Genomic DNA, 14,331 nt, shown 5'->3' on the forward strand with positions numbered 1-14,331 from the left:
TGTACGGCTTTACGAAACGTTGACCCCGAAGTCTAGAGCGATGCCCCGCAGGCCCGACGCGTACCCCTGACCTACCGCACGGAACTTCCATTCCCCGCCGTACCGATAGACCTCGCCGAAGATCATCGCCGTTTCGCTGGAGGCGTCCTCGGTCAGGTCGTAGCGGGCGAGTTCCTGGTCGTCCGCCATGTTCACCACACGGATGAAGGCGTTGCTGACCTGACCGAAGCTCTGCCGGCGGGTGTCCGCCTCGTGGATCGAGACCGGAAAGACGATCTTGTCGACCTGGGCCGGGACCTTGGTGAGGTCGATGATGATCGACTCGTCGTCGCCTTCACCCTCGCCGGTGAGGTTGTCCCCGGTGTGTTCGACGGAGCCCTCGGGGCTCTTGAGGTTGTTGTAGAAGACGAAGTACTCGTCCCCGAGCACCCGGCCGCTGTTGCACAGCAGCGCGCTGGCGTCGAGGTCGAAGTCCGCCCCCGTCGTCGAGCGCGCGTCCCATCCGAGACCGACCAGGACCCGGGTGAGGTTGGGTGCTGCCTTGGACAGGGAGACGTTGCCCCCCTTGGCGAGTGTGACGCCCATGATGTGGTCCTCCCCGGACGACGTGGTGGTGTGGCACGGCCACCTGCACATGGTGGCAAAGCCGGACCGGCGCCGTACACACGGGTGCACGGCGCCGGACGGAAGAACTTCTTCGGGCTCGGCCCGGTATCGGGATCAGACGTTGACGCCGAAGTCCTGCGCGATGCCGCGCAGGCCCGAGGCGTAGCCCTGGCCGATGGCACGGAACTTCCACTCCGCGCCGTTGCGGTACAGCTCGCCGAAGACCATGGCGGTCTCGGTCGAGGCGTCCTCGGAGAGGTCGTAGCGGGCCAGCTCGCTGTTGTCGGCCTGGTTCACGACGCGGATGTAGGCGTTGCGCACCTGGCCGAAGCTCTGCTGGCGGCTCTCGGCCTCGTAGATCGAGACGGGGAAGACGATCTTGGCGACATCGGCCGGGACGCCGGCGAGGTTGACCTTGATGGCCTCGTCGTCGCCCTCGCCCTCACCGGTGGTGTTGTCACCGGTGTGCTCCACCGAGCCGTCCGGGCTCTTCAGGTTGTTGAAGAACACGAAGTTCGAGTCGTTGGCGACCTTGCCCTGGTCGTTGGTCAGGATCGCGCTGGCGTCGAGGTCGAAGTCGACACCGGTGGTGGTGCGAGCGTCCCAGCCCAGACCGACGATGACCGCCGTCAGGTTAGGCGCGGCCTTGGTCAGCGAGACGTTGCCGCCCTTGCTGAGGCTGACTCCCACGGGTCCTCCATTGGTATGTGTGTGGGGCGGGAGCCCCGTCGTGCGGTTGCTACCCGGATCAACGCTTCGATCCTAGTGACGGGTTCCCGCCCGCAGGCTGTTTTCCCGCGGCGGGCCCGCCGCGGGACCTCAGAGGCTGTCGAGGGCCTTGATGTACTCGTTCAGGTCACGCGCGTCGGGCAGCCCGTTGACGACGGTCCAGCGCACGACGCCCTCCTTGTCGATGACGAAGGTGCCGCGGACCGCGCAGCCCTTGTCCTCGTCGAAGACGCCGTAGGCGCGGGAGGTCTCGCCGTGCGGCCAGAAGTCGGACAGCAGCGGGTAGTCCAGGCCCTCCTGCTCCGCGAAGACCCGCAGGGTCGGCACGGAGTCGTTGGACACGGCCAGGAGCTGCACCTCGTCGTTCTGGAAACGGGGCAGCTGGTCGCGCAGCTCGCACAGCTCACCGGTGCACACGCCGGTGAAGGCGAACGGGTAGAAGAGCAGCACCACGGCCTTCTCCCCCCGGAAGTCGGAGAGCCGCACGGTGGCGCCGTGGTTGTCCTTGAGCTCGAAGTCCGGGGCCTTGTTTCCGACCTCGATCGCCATGATTCGCATCCCTTCGTTCCTGCGTTCCCGCAGGGGGCTGTTCGGGTGAGACCAGCCTAGGCGGGCACCGGGGCGCGGAACGCGCACACCCCGCCGACCGCGGGTGGTCCGGGTCGGCGGGGTGTGCGTCCGCTGGGGTGCGGGGTACGGCTCAGCGCTTGGCCTTGGCGGCCTTCGGCGTCACCAGCTTGGTGGAGGTCCACTCCTTGCCGACGGGCAGGCCCTTGGCAAGCGAGAGACCGGCCGTCTCGGCGGCCTCGCTGATGTCGCTGGCCTCGACGTAGCCGTCGCGGCCCGTCTTGGGGGTCAGCAGCAGGATCAGTGCGCCGTCCTCGACCAGCTCGGTCGCATCGACCAGGGCGTCCGTCAGATCGCCGTCCTCGTCGCGGAACCACAACAGCACCGCGTCGGCGACGTCGTCGTAGTCCTCGTCGGCGAGCTCGCTGACGAGCTTCTCGACGGCGTCACGGAATTCCTGATCGACGTCGTCGTCGTAGCCGATCTCCTGGACCACCTGTTCGGACTGGAAACCCAGCCGGGCGGCCAGGCTCTCCGCGTGGTCCGCGGTCGCGCTCACGGGGTGCCTCCTGCTCATGTTCGGTGAATGTCTTTCGGCGGCGCGCGTACGCGCAGCATTGGGCGTAGTCCACACGGGAGCGGCGGATCGCGCAAGTACCCGGCCGCCGGGACCGTCGAAACGGTGACGATTGCGGCCGTCTCGCCGCAACTTTCAGGCTTCCCCGGTGCACCGCCCGTGATTCATCCCACACCATTCCAGCTCATTCGGCATCGCATGAGGACTTTCCTACCTGTTTGAGGGACGAACGGCCTTACGAACCCGCTGATCGTCTTGGGCGTAAGGTTGCGATTTGGCCCGGCCCCCGGCCCTGCCGGGTGGACGCTCCTCCCCCGCTCCAGGTGTTACCCAGTGGTAGAGGTGAAGATTTCGGCCGGGCGTAAGACCATGGGAGGCGGCGACCCAAGGCACGACTCCCCCGACAGCGAAGGAACAGCGTGGCTTCCGCATCCGATCGCAACCCGATCATCATTGGCGGCCTGCCGAGCCAGGTCCCGGACTTCGATCCGGAGGAGACGCAGGAGTGGCTCGACTCCCTGGACGCCGCCATCGACGAGCGGGGCCGTGAACGTGCCCGCTACCTGATGCTGAGGCTGATCGAGCGGGCCCGCGAGAAGCGCGTGGCCGTGCCCGAGATGCGCAGCTCGGACTACGTCAACACGATCGCCACCAAGGACGAGCCGTTCTTCCCCGGCAACGAGGAGATCGAGCGCAAGGTCCTCAACGCCACCCGCTGGAACGCCGCCGTCATGGTCTCGCGCGCCCAGCGTCCCGGCATCGGTGTCGGCGGCCACATCGCGACCTTCGCCTCCTCCGCCTCCCTCTACGACGTGGGCTTCAACCACTTCTTCCGCGGCAAGGACGAGGGCGACGGCGGCGACCAGATCTTCTTCCAGGGCCACGCCTCGCCCGGCATCTACGCCCGCGCCTACCTCCTGGACCGGCTCTCCGAGCAGCAGCTCGACGCGTTCCGGCAGGAGAAGTCGAAGGCCCCGTACGGGCTGTCCAGCTACCCGCACCCGCGGCTGATGCCGGACTTCTGGGAGTTCCCGACCGTCTCGATGGGCCTCGGCCCCCTCGGCGCGATCTACCAGGCGCGGATGAACCGGTACATGGAGGCGCGCGGCATCGCGGACACCTCCAAGTCACACGTCTGGGCGTACCTGGGCGACGGCGAGATGGACGAGCCGGAGTCGCTGGGCCAGCTGTCCATCGCCGCGCGCGAGGGCCTGGACAACCTGACGTTCGTGGTGAACTGCAACCTCCAGCGCCTCGACGGCCCGGTGCGCGGCAACGGAAAGATCATCCAGGAGCTGGAGTCCCAGTTCCGCGGGGCCGGCTGGAACGTCATCAAGCTGATCTGGGACCGCTCCTGGGACCCGCTGCTGGCCCAGGACCGCGACGGCATCCTGGTCAACAAGATGAACGCCACCCCGGACGGGCAGTTCCAGACGTACGCCACCGAGTCCGGCGCCTACGTCCGCGAGCACTTCTTCGGCGGCGACCAGCGGCTGCGCGCGATGGTCGAGAACATGAGCGACCAGCAGATCCAGCACCTGGGCCGCGGCGGTCACGACCACAAGAAGGTCTACGCGGCCTACGCGGCGGCCAAGGCCCACAAGGGCCAGCCGACGGTGATCCTGGCGCAGACGGTCAAGGGCTGGACGCTGGGCCCGAACTTCGAGGGCCGCAACGCCACGCACCAGATGAAGAAGCTGACGGTCGACGACCTCAAGCGCTTCCGCGACCGCCTGCACATCCCGGTCACCGACGCGCAGCTGGAGGGCGGCGCCCCGCCGTACTACCACCCGGGCCGCAACTCGCCCGAGATCCAGTACATGCACGACCGCCGCAGCGCGCTGGGCGGCTACGTGCCCACCCGCGTGGTGCGCGCCAAGCCGCTGCAACTGCCGGACGACTCGACGTACGCGGCCGCGAGGAAGGGCTCGGGGCACCAGTCGATCGCCACCACCATGGCGTTCGTGCGCATCCTGAAGGACCTGATGCGGGACAAGGAGATCGGCAGGCGCTTCGTGCTGATCGCCCCCGACGAGTACCGCACCTTCGGCATGGACGCGTTCTTCCCGAGCGCCAAGATCTACAACCCGCTGGGCCAGCAGTACGAGGCGGTCGACCGCGACCTGCTGCTCGCGTACAAGGAGTCCCCGACCGGCCAGATGCTGCACGACGGCATCTCCGAGGCGGGCTGCACGGCCTCGCTGATCGCCGCGGGTTCGGCGTACGCGACGCACGGCGAGCCGCTGATCCCGGTCTACGTCTTCTACTCGATGTTCGGTTTCCAGCGCACGGGTGACCAGTTCTGGCAGATGGCCGACCAGCTGGCGCGCGGTTTCGTCCTCGGCGCGACCGCCGGCCGGACCACCCTCACGGGTGAGGGCCTCCAGCACGCCGACGGTCACTCCCAGCTGCTGGCGTCGACCAACCCGGGCTGCGTGGCGTACGACCCGGCCTACGGCTACGAGATCGCGCACATCGTCAAGGACGGTCTGCGGCGGATGTACGGCCCCGACGCCGAGGACGTCTTCTACTACCTGACGGTCTACAACGAGCCGATCCAGCACCCGGCCGAGCCGGCCGACGTGGACGTGGACGGCATCCTCAAGGGCATCCACCGGATCTCCACGGGCACGGCCGGCACGATCGGGGCGCAGATCCTGGCCTCGGGCGTGGCGGTGCCGTGGGCGCTGGAGGCGCAGCGGATCCTGGCGGCCGACTGGAACGTGCGGGCGGACGTGTGGTCGGCGACCTCCTGGAACGAGCTGCGCCGCGAGGCCGTCGAGGTCGACGAGCACAACCTGCTCCACCCGGAGGAGGAGCAGCGCGTCCCCTACGTGACGCGGAAGCTGTCGGGCGCGGAGGGGCCGTTCGTGGCGGTCTCGGACTGGATGCGCTCGGTGCCGGACCAGATCGCGCGCTGGATCCCCGGGGCGTACACCTCGCTGGGCGCGGACGGCTTCGGTTTCGCCGACACGCGCGGCGCGGCGCGGCGCTTCTTCCACATCGACGCCCAGTCGGTGGTCCTGGCGACGCTCACCGAGCTGGCCCGCGAGGGGAAGATCGACCGCTCGGTGCTGAAGCAGGCGATCGACCGGTACCAGCTGCTGGACGTCACGGCGGCCGACCCCGGCGCGGCGGGCGGCGACGCGTAGCGCCCACCGGGGCGTAGCGCTCACCGACGCGCAGCCCTCACCGGGGCGCGGCGGTCACTCTCACGAGGGGGCGCCGGGACACCTGTCCCGGCGCCCCTTACCCGTTCTTTACGATGCTGGGCATGAAGCAACCCTCCCGCCAGGCACGGTGGGAGCGCCGTACGCAGGTCCCGCTGCTGGTGCTCGCCGTGGCCTTCGCCGTCGCCTACGCCGTGCCGATCGTGGCCCCCGACGCGGGCGAGGGGGTGCACCGGGCCTGTACCCACGCGGAGTGGGTGGTGTGGGCGGCGTTCGCGGTGGACTACATGGTGCGGCTGGGTCTGGCGACGGACCGGCGGGTGTTCGTGCGGACGCACTGGCTGGACCTGGCCGCGGTGGTGCTGCCGCTGGTGCAGCCGCTGCGGCTGCTGCGGCTGGTCGCGACGCTGATGCTGGTGGGCCGGCGGGCCCGGATGGCCCCGCAGGTGCGGCTGACGACGTACGTGGCCGGGGCCGTGGTGGGGCTGCTGATGTTCGGCTCGCTGGCGGTGCTGAGCGTGGAGCGGGACGCCCCGCGCGGGAACATCAAGAACCTGGGCGACGCGGTGTGGTGGTCCTTCACCACGATGACGACGGTCGGGTACGGGGACCACTCCCCCACCACGGGTCTGGGCCGGCTGATCGCGGTGGGGCTGATGCTGTCCGGGATCGCCCTGCTCGGTGTGGTGACGGCGAACATCGCCGCCTGGTTCATCGCCCGTTTCGAGCGGGACGACCAGGTGGAGCGGCTGCAGCTGGCGGCCCTGCGCGAACTCCAGGACGAGGTAAGGGCGCTGCGGGCCGAGGTCGCCCGGCTGGGCGGCGGCGACGCGGACGGGGGCGGGGACGGGGGCGGCGACGGCGACGGCCCGGGCGCGATGCCCGCCCGGGCCGCCGCCGGCGCTCCCCCGTCCTGCGCCGGCCGGCCGGAGGTTACGTCTCCCACACCTTGAACGCCCGTACCTGGTACGGGGACTGGGGCAGCAGCACCCCGTCGCCGGGATAGGTCTGGAACTCGCCGGTCTCCGCGCACACGTCCGACTGGTACGTGGTCACGGGGCGCCCGGTCCGGTTGATGAGCGACTGGTAGTTCCCGGCGGGCAGCGCGGTGCAGCTGTTGATGGAGAGGGTGCTGAGGTCGTAGGTCTGCTTGGTGCCCTTGAAGTCCGGCTTGGCCCACAGGCACAGCTCGCCGGAGGCGCAGGACGGCGCGGCCGCCGCGTGGGCGCCGGTGGCGGTGCCGGGGACGAAGGCGGTGGCGGCCAGGAGGGCGGCGGCGAGGGTGGTGGCGCGAGCGGTGGTCCACGTACGCATGACGGAATCGTCTCCTTGTTGACGGCCGGGCCCCGGACGGTTTCCGAAGGCTCCGTGGCACCACGCTGACCTGCGGCGACGGTCGAGCGGAAGGGGCTGGGGAGCGGTCCACCCTGATAGGCGACAGCCCCGCCGGAACCGTCCGGCGGGGCTGTGGGGCGAGTGGGGTTGACCCGGCGGTAACGGCCGGGCGGGCGGCTCAGATGTGGGCCGCGCCCGCTCCGGCGCCGGCGTTCGCCCCGCGCTTGGTGAAGCAGGCCACGATCGCGGCGAGGACCGCGACGACGCCCGCCACGGTGAAGGCGGTGCTCATGCCGGACACGAAGGTGTCGTGGGCGACCGAGGCGATGGCCCGGGCCACCGGCTCGGGGGCGCCGGGCGGCACCGGGGCGATGCCGACCTGGACCCCCTTCCCGGCGAGGTCGAGCTGCTCCGGGGTGAGCGGGGGCAGCTGCGCCCGCGTCCAGTTGTCCCCGAACGTGTCACTGACCTTGGCCGCCATGACCGCTCCGAGGACGGCGGTGCCCAGGCTTCCGCCGACCTGCATGGCGGCCTGCTGGAGCCCGCCGGCCACGCCCGAGAGCTCCAGCGGGGCGTTGCCGACGATGACCTCGGTGGCGCCGACCATGACGGGCGCGAGGCCGAGGCCGAGGAGGGCGAACCAGAGCGACATGGTGAGGGTCGCGGTGTCCGGGGTGAGCCGGGCCATCCCGAAGCAGGCGACGGCGGTGGCGACCATGCCGGCGACGAGCGGGACGCGCGGGCCGACCTTGGTGATGGCCGCGCCGGCCAGCGGCGAGCCGATGATCATCATGCCGGTGAGCGGCAGCAGGTGCAGACCGCTGTCGACGGGGCTCATGCCGTGCACGTTCTGCAGGTAGAAGGTGACGAAGAAGAGCCCGCCCATGAAGGCGAAGGCCATCAGGACCATCAGCACGGTGCCCGCGGACAGCGGCAGCGAGCGGAACATCCCGAGCGGGATCAGCGGCTCGGAGACCTTGGACTCCCAGACGGCGAAGAGCACGAAGCACAGGGCCGACCCGCCGAGGAACAGCAGGGTCCGGGTGTCGCCCCAGCCCCACTCGGCGGCCTTGATCAGGGCCCAGATCAGGGAGAACATCGCCACCGACAGCAGCACGATGCCGACGAGGTCGAAGGAGCGCGGGGCGTTCTCGGCGCGGTGGTCGAGCAGGATGACCAGGCCGAAGAGCAGGGCCACGACGCCGACGGGCACGTTGATGAAGAAGACGGACTGCCAGCTGACGTGCTCGACGAGCAGGCCCCCGACGATGGGCCCGGCGGCCGTCGAGGCGCCGATGACCATGCCCCAGATGCCGATGGCCATGTTGAGCTTCTCGGCGGGGAAGGTGGCGCGCAGCAGACCGAGGGCCGCGGGCATCAGCAGGGCGCCGAAGACGCCCTGGGCGACGCGGAAGCCGATGACCAGGCCGACGCCGGTGGAGAGGCCGATCGCGGCCGAGGAGAGCGCGAAGCCGGCGATGCCTATGAGGAAGGTCTGGCGGTGTCCGAAGCGGTCGCCGAGCTTGCCGGCGGTGATCAGCGAGACCGCGAGGGCCAGCAGGTAGCCGTTGGTGATCCACTGCACCTCGGCGAGGGTGGCGCCGAGGTCCTTCTGGATGGCGGGGTTGGCGACGGCGACGATCGTGCCGTCGAGCGTGACCATCATGACCCCGATGGCCACGGCGAACAGGGTGAGCCACGGGTGGCCGCGCCATCCCGTGCGGCCGGGCGCGGTGTCCGATTCCTTGGCGAGGGTGATCTGGCTCGTCATGCGGACAGGCTAGTGACAGCGACTGACACTTCACAAACGGCTCAACGAGACAGTCGCTGTCAGGTCGGTCACAGGTACCCTGACCGCTCACTCAGCGTCAGAAAGGACCCCTCGGTGATGACCGACCTGCGGCCGGCACCGGACGCCCCGGCGACCGGTCTGCGCGAACGCAAGAAGCGGCGCACCCGGGACGCACTGCTGCGCGCCGCCCTGCTCCTGTTCGTCTCCCAGGGCTACGACCGGACCACGGTGGACGAGATCACCGACGCCGTGGAGGTCTCCCAGCGCACGTTCTTCCGCTACTTCGCCAACAAGGAGGAGGTCGCCTTCGCCGTCCAGGACCTGGTCGAGTCGCACTTCGTCGCCGCGCTGCGGGCCCGGCCGGCCTCCGAGGGCCCCGTGGAGGCCATGCGCGGCGCGGTGCTCGACGCCTGGGACACGGTCGAGGAGGCCATCTCCGAGGTGGTCCCCGTGGACCTCTACATGCGGGGATACCAGCTGATCGAGTCCACGCCGGCCCTGCTCGCCGTGCACCTGCGGCGCTCCACCGAGCTGGAGGAGCGGATCGCCCGGCTGATCGCCGACCGCGAGGGGCTGGACCTCGACGCCGACCCGCGGCCCCGGGTGGCGGTGGCCGCCTTCTGCGGCGTGATGCGCGTCACCGGGCGGCTGTGGGGGCAGGGCGAGGACACCAGCGTGGCGGCGATCCGGCGGATGACCGAGGCCTATCTGGATCAGATCCGTCCGGCCCTGTCGGCCCACTGGCAGCGGCCTCCGGCGGCCTCCCGGACCGCCGCCGCCGGCTCCGCCACCGGGGTCTGAGGCACCGCCGCGCCGGGGGTCCGGACCGCAACTCACCGTAACCGGACGGGCGGTGCGTCCCACGGCCGGCCGTGAGACCTGTCACCCGGAGCACCGTCGGCTCCAGTGGTCTCCTACGCTGGCTCCAGTGAACCTGCCCGGCCGCCACGCCCCTCCCGCCGTCGAAGCCGACGACAACGCCGACGCCCTCGCGCGTCCGGCCGCTCTGCGCATGATGCTCGCGCTCGCCGTCGTCTTCCTCATGCTGGCGACCACCGGCTGGACCGCGGTGCACCCGCCCGAGGCGGGCACCGCGCCTCGGGCGGCCGCGCTCGCCGCGTGGTCCGCGGCCCGGATCGACGGCCGGGCCGTACCGGCCGCCGACGCCCCCGTGCGGACGGTGGCCCGCTTCTTCGCCGACCTCGACGCCGCCCAGCGGGCCCGCCTCGCCGACGGCTTCCCGCTCGTGGTCGGGAACCTCAACGGGGTCCCGGCCGAGACCCGCTACCGGGCCAACCACAACTCCCTCGTGCAGGCCGCGCGGGTCGAGGAGGCCCGCGGCCGGGACGTGGCCCTGACCCCGGCCGACCGTTCGACCGCCGTGCGCCGGGCCCACCGCTTCGAATCGCTGGCCGAGCCCGGCCGGCAGATCTTCGTCTTCGACCCCACCGGGGCCGGACTCGCCGCCGAGGTCTTCGGTGACCTGCGGGCCGCGCGCCGGGTCTCGGTGATCGTCCCCGGCGTCGACACCGACGCGGTCACCTTCGAGCGCTCCACGCGCCGCCTCACCGCCCCCGTCGGCATGGCCCAGTCCCTCTACGAGGCCGAGCGCGCGGCCCGGCCCGGCGAGCAGAACGCCGTCATCGCCTGGGCGGGCTACACCGCGCCCACCGGCCTCGGCGTGGACGCCGCGACCGGCCGGCTCGCCGTCCAGGGCGCCACGCGGCTGGAGGCGCTGACTGCGGCCCTGCCCGGGAACGCCAGCGTGGCCCTGTTCTGCCACAGCTACGGATCGGTGGTGTGCGGGGTGGCCGCGCACCGGCTGCCGGACCGGGTGACCGACCTCGTGGTGGCGGGAAGCCCCGGTATGCGCGCCGAGAACGCCGCCGATCTGCACACCTCCGCGCGGGTCTGGGCGATGCGCGACGAGGGCGACTGGATCGCCGACGTACCGCACCTGGAGGTCGGCGGCCTGGGCCACGGGGCGGACCCGGTCTCCCCGGACTTCGGCGCCCGGCTGCTGTCCTCGGCCGGGGCCAGGAGCCACACGGGCTATTTCGAGCCAGGGACGTCCTCTCTGGACAATTTCGCCAAGATCGGAACCGGCACCTTCGCTTCCGTCGCATGTGCGAGCGGCGCCGACGACTGCCGACGAGGAATTTCCGGCCCGGAAGGGTCCTGAGGACCCCCTCCTCGCCCGGCGGGCGTAGCGAACGGAAAAAACGTCCCTGCCGACCGGGGGGACGCACGGGGGCGCCTCCCTTTACGATGTGCCGCATGGGTGACGTACTGGCCGGAAATCATGCCGTCTGGGAGTTCGACTCGGACTCGGTGCTCATCCGCTTCGCACGGGGGATGCGAACTCCACGGCTCTGGAACGCGCTGGGTGAGCGCAGGATCCCCCTGGAAGCGTTGTCCGGGGCGAGCGTCGAGGTGTCCGCGGGTGGCCGGCGCGACGCGGTGGTGCTGCGCGCCGTACCGCGTCCGGGAGCCGATCCGCTGATGGAGGCTGCCGCCGGGCAGCTCAAGGAGGTCTGCGACCCCTACCGGCTCACGCTCCCCGCGGACCGGGCGGCCGATGCCGAGGCCTTCGCCGAGGCCCTGCGCGGCCGGCTCGGGCCGGGGGCCGACGAGCCCGCCGACCGTTTCCTGGTCGAGGTCCCGCAGCCGCCCCTCCAGCTGAAGGCGTACGACGCCCGGGTGGGCTTCGACGGCTCGGCGGTCACCTTCCACTGGTCGCGCACCGGCGCCTCCAGCACCAAGTGGCGCTCGGGCGACCAGCGCTTCGCCCTGACCTCCCTGTCCGGCGTCGAGTGGGTCTCCCCGGAACGCCCCGGCGCCGGGTACCTGCGCCTGCTGCCCCGCGAAGGCGCCCCCGGGGTCGGGGACCCCCGCGCCGACCACGACCTGGCCGCCGCCGTGTTCGGGGTCGGGTACGGGGCCGTCCACGAATCGCTGCCCTTCGCCGCGGCCGTCCTCGCGGCCCTGCGCGCCCGCACCCCCGTGGCCTCCCTGCCGCGCGCCCGCTCCGGCGAGGACGGCCGCCTCCAGCACCTGGGCGAGCTCTACGGGGCGGGCCTGCTGACCGACTCCGAGTACGCCGCCCTGCGCGACCGCCTCGCCGCGGACGCGTAGCCCGCGCGCGCCTCGCCGCGGACGCGTAGCCCGCGACCGCCGGTCGGCGGCGGGCCGCGGCCCGGTCCTGCTCCTCGCGCCTACTCCTCGCGCGCCGCCGAGCTGAAGGTCATGTCCGGGTAGCGGTCCCCCGCGACCCGGCCGGCGATCGGCTCCAGCAGGGCGAGCTCCTGCGCGGTCAGCGTGATCCGGGTCGCCGCGGTGTTCTCCGCGACCCGCTCCGGCTTGCGGGTGCCCGGGATCGGGACCACCGTCAGGCCGTGCACGGCCGCCCGCTGCTGCACCCAGGCCAGCGCGATCTGCGCCGGGGAGGCCCCGTGCGCGGCCGCGATCTCCCGGATCGGATCCAGCAGCGCCGCGTTGGCCTTCGCGTTGTCCCCGGTGAAGCGGGGCTGGTACCGACGGAAGTCCGCGGCCGAAAGGTCCGCCGCCGCGTCCGTGAAGGCGCCCGTCAGGAAGCCCCGTCCGAGCGGGGAGTACGGGACGAAGGCCACGCCCAGTTCCGCCGCCGCGCCCACCGCGCTGCGCTCCACGTCCCGGCTGAACAGGGACCACTCCGACTGCAGCGCCGCGATCGGGTGCACCGCGTACGCCTCCCGCAGCTCGGCCCCCGTGACCTCGCTGAGGCCGAGGTGGCGCACCTTCCCCTCGCGCACCAGCTCGGCCATGGTGCCCACCGACTCGGCGAAGGGCACGGCCGGGTCCCGGCGGTGCATGTAGTAGAGGTCGATCACGTCCACCCCGAGCCGCCGCAGACTGTCCTCGACGGCCCGGCGGACGTACGCGCGGTCGTTGCGGATGCCCCGGTACGCCGGGTCGTCGGTGCGGCGCTCCAGGGCGAACTTGGTGGCGAGGGTGATCTCGTCCCGGTGGGCGGCCACGAAGGGCGCCAGGAACTCCTCGTTCGCCCCGTACCCGTAGGCGTCCGCCGTGTCGAAGAGGGTGACCCCGGCGGCCAGCGCCGCGTCCAGGGTCGCCCGGGCCGCCGCCTCGTCCGTGTCCCCGTAGAACTCGCTCATGCCCATGCAGCCGAGGCCCTGGACGCCGACGACCGGTCCGCCCTTGCCCAGTTCGGCCCGCTCGATGGTGGTGCGCTCCGTCATGACTGTGCCTTCCCCGTGGCCGTGTTCATCGTGTTCATCGCATACATCTCGATCTTGCAGTCCAGTACGCCCAGCGCGTCGGTCAACTCCGCGAGGCGTGCCCGCACCTCCCGGCGCGTGTGCTCCAGCAGGGCGCGGCGCTCGTCGACGGTGTGCTCGCCCTCCCGGACGAGTTCGGCGTAGCGGACCATGTCCGCCACCGACATCCCGGTCGCGCGCAGCTTGCCCACGAAGGCCAGCCAGCCGAGGTCCTTGTCGGTGAACCGCCGCTGTCCCGAGTGGGAGCGGTCCACGTGCGGCATCAGCCCGATGCGCTCGTACCAGCGCAGCGTGTGCTGGGTCAGCCCCGTCCGGGCCTCGACCTCGCTGATCGTGTACCGCGTCTGCGTCAGGCTCTGGCTCATGGCCTCAACGCTAAAACCCTGGAGTGCACTCCAAGCAAGTAGGCTCGGCCGCATGGAGAGCCTGGATCCCGTCAACACCCTGGACAGCCTGCGGGCCATCGAGACCTGGCCGGTGCCGACCGCCGCGGCCGCCGTGGTCCGCGCCGACGGGAGCCTGGCCGGCTCCCACGGGCCGCTGGACCACCGTTTCCCGCTGGCCTCGGTCACCAAGCCGCTCGCCGCGTACGCCGCCCTCGTCGCGTACGAGGAGGGGGCCGTGGAGCTGGACGAACCGGCGGGCCCCGAGGGCTCGACGGTCCGTCACCTGCTCGCGCACACCAGCGGACTGGCCTTCGACGAGCACCGCGCGATGGCCCCGCCCGGGGAGCGGCGACTGTACTCGAACGCCGGTTTCGAGGTGCTCGGCGACCATCTGGCCAAGGCCACCGGGATCCCCTTCGCGGAGTACCTGCACCAGGCCGTCTTCGAGCCGCTGGGCATGACCTCGACCACCCTGGAGGGCTCGCCCGCCAAGGACGGCGTCTCCACCGTGTCCGACCTGGCGCGCTTCGCAGCCGAGCTCCAGGCGCCCCGCCTGCTGGACGTCCGCACGGTCGCCGAGGCCACCTCCGTGGTGCACCCGGGCCTCAAGGGCGTCCTGCCTGGCTACGGACACCAGTCGCCCAACGACTGGGGCCTCGGCCTGGAGATCCGCGACGGCAAGTCCCCGCACTGGACGGGCACCACCTCCTCCCCGCGCACCTTCGGGCACTTCGGCCAGTCCGGCACCTTCCTGTGGGTGGACCCCGACGCCCGCGCCGCCTGCGTGGCCCTGACCGACCGGGCCTTCGGCCCCTGGGCCGTCCAGGCGTGGACCCCCTTCACCGACGCGGTCCTCGCGGAGCTGCGCTCGGCCCGCTAGGCCGTCTCTTCC

The 14,331-nt window shown here is 71.6% G+C and carries 14 protein-coding genes; 6 read left to right on the forward strand and 8 right to left on the reverse strand.

Annotated elements, in window-relative coordinates; all coding sequences use genetic code 11:
- Positions 1 to 9: 9 nt before the first annotated feature.
- The 4 genes from ABZW32_RS03420 to ABZW32_RS03435 all read right to left on the reverse strand — a co-directional run bounded on the left by ABZW32_RS03420 (position 10) and on the right by ABZW32_RS03435 (position 2,461).
- Positions 10 to 585, reverse strand: a complete 576-nt coding sequence (locus ABZW32_RS03420; RefSeq protein WP_030227215.1) for a TerD family protein — start codon at positions 583 to 585, stop codon at positions 10 to 12.
- A 135-nt stretch (positions 586 to 720) separates the two neighbouring features.
- The gene (locus tag ABZW32_RS03425) at positions 721 to 1,296 is read right to left on the reverse strand and encodes a TerD family protein (RefSeq protein ID WP_030160471.1); all 576 of its coding nucleotides are present in this window, start codon (positions 1,294 to 1,296) and stop codon (positions 721 to 723) included.
- A 129-nt stretch (positions 1,297 to 1,425) separates the two neighbouring features.
- Positions 1,426 to 1,884: a peroxiredoxin gene (locus ABZW32_RS03430; RefSeq protein WP_356210562.1), complete on the reverse strand. Its 459-nt coding sequence runs from the start codon at positions 1,882 to 1,884 to the stop codon at positions 1,426 to 1,428.
- 151 nt (positions 1,885 to 2,035) lie between these two features.
- Positions 2,036 to 2,461, reverse strand: coding sequence for a DUF3052 domain-containing protein (locus ABZW32_RS03435; protein WP_030009300.1), 426 nt, complete (start codon positions 2,459 to 2,461; stop codon positions 2,036 to 2,038).
- 437 nt (positions 2,462 to 2,898) lie between these two features.
- Here ABZW32_RS03435 and aceE point away from each other — a divergent pair, with 437 nt between their 5' ends.
- Entirely contained in the window at positions 2,899 to 5,631 is a 2,733-nt protein-coding gene (aceE, locus tag ABZW32_RS03440) for a pyruvate dehydrogenase (acetyl-transferring), homodimeric type (protein WP_356210565.1), read from the forward strand.
- 122 nt (positions 5,632 to 5,753) lie between these two features.
- Positions 5,754 to 6,602 carry a potassium channel family protein gene (locus ABZW32_RS03445; RefSeq protein WP_356210567.1) on the forward strand — a complete coding sequence of 283 codons (849 nt, stop codon included), beginning with the start codon at positions 5,754 to 5,756 and terminating at the stop codon, positions 6,600 to 6,602.
- Here ABZW32_RS03445 and ABZW32_RS03450 read toward each other — a convergent pair.
- Together ABZW32_RS03450 and ABZW32_RS03455 are read right to left on the reverse strand one after the other, a co-directional pair.
- Complete coding sequence (locus ABZW32_RS03450) at positions 6,583 to 6,963, reverse strand: peptidase inhibitor family I36 protein (RefSeq protein WP_356210569.1); 381 nt, start codon at positions 6,961 to 6,963, stop codon at positions 6,583 to 6,585. The genes ABZW32_RS03445 and ABZW32_RS03450 overlap by 20 nt on opposite strands.
- A 199-nt stretch (positions 6,964 to 7,162) precedes the next feature.
- Positions 7,163 to 8,755 (reverse strand): MFS transporter, encoded by a 1,593-nt coding sequence (locus tag ABZW32_RS03455; protein ID WP_356210572.1) that lies wholly within the window; start codon positions 8,753 to 8,755, stop codon positions 7,163 to 7,165.
- Between the two features lie 117 nt (positions 8,756 to 8,872).
- On the opposite strand from ABZW32_RS03455, the gene ABZW32_RS03460 reads away from it, so the two are divergent.
- The 3 genes from ABZW32_RS03460 (at position 8,873) to ABZW32_RS03470 (ending at position 11,911) form a co-directional block, all read left to right on the forward strand.
- Positions 8,873 to 9,577: a TetR family transcriptional regulator gene (locus ABZW32_RS03460; RefSeq protein ID WP_356210573.1), complete on the forward strand. Its 705-nt coding sequence runs from the start codon at positions 8,873 to 8,875 to the stop codon at positions 9,575 to 9,577.
- A gap of 211 nt (positions 9,578 to 9,788) precedes the next feature.
- Complete coding sequence (locus ABZW32_RS03465; protein WP_356210848.1) at positions 9,789 to 10,958, forward strand: alpha/beta hydrolase; 1,170 nt, start codon at positions 9,789 to 9,791, stop codon at positions 10,956 to 10,958.
- A 95-nt stretch (positions 10,959 to 11,053) separates the two neighbouring features.
- Entirely contained in the window at positions 11,054 to 11,911 is an 858-nt protein-coding gene (locus ABZW32_RS03470; RefSeq protein ID WP_356210575.1) for a DUF4429 domain-containing protein, read from the forward strand.
- A gap of 80 nt (positions 11,912 to 11,991) precedes the next feature.
- Here the strand turns inward: ABZW32_RS03470 and ABZW32_RS03475 are convergent, their stop codons facing one another.
- Entirely contained in the window at positions 11,992 to 13,014 is a 1,023-nt protein-coding gene (locus ABZW32_RS03475) for an aldo/keto reductase (RefSeq protein ID WP_356210578.1), read from the reverse strand.
- On the reverse strand, positions 13,011 to 13,418 hold the full coding sequence (locus ABZW32_RS03480; protein ID WP_356210580.1) for a MerR family transcriptional regulator: 408 nt from the start codon (positions 13,416 to 13,418) through the stop codon (positions 13,011 to 13,013). The genes ABZW32_RS03475 and ABZW32_RS03480 overlap by 4 nt, the downstream gene beginning before the upstream one ends.
- 79 nt (positions 13,419 to 13,497) lie before the next feature.
- Here ABZW32_RS03480 and ABZW32_RS03485 point away from each other — a divergent pair, with 79 nt between their 5' ends.
- Entirely contained in the window at positions 13,498 to 14,319 is an 822-nt protein-coding gene (locus ABZW32_RS03485; RefSeq protein WP_356210850.1) for a serine hydrolase domain-containing protein, read from the forward strand.
- The last annotated feature ends 12 nt before the right edge of the window (positions 14,320 to 14,331 follow it).

Origin of the sequence: Streptomyces sp. NPDC004667, from assembly GCF_040609475.1 — a bacterium.
Classification (GTDB): Bacteria; Actinomycetota; Actinomycetes; order Streptomycetales; family Streptomycetaceae; genus Streptomyces.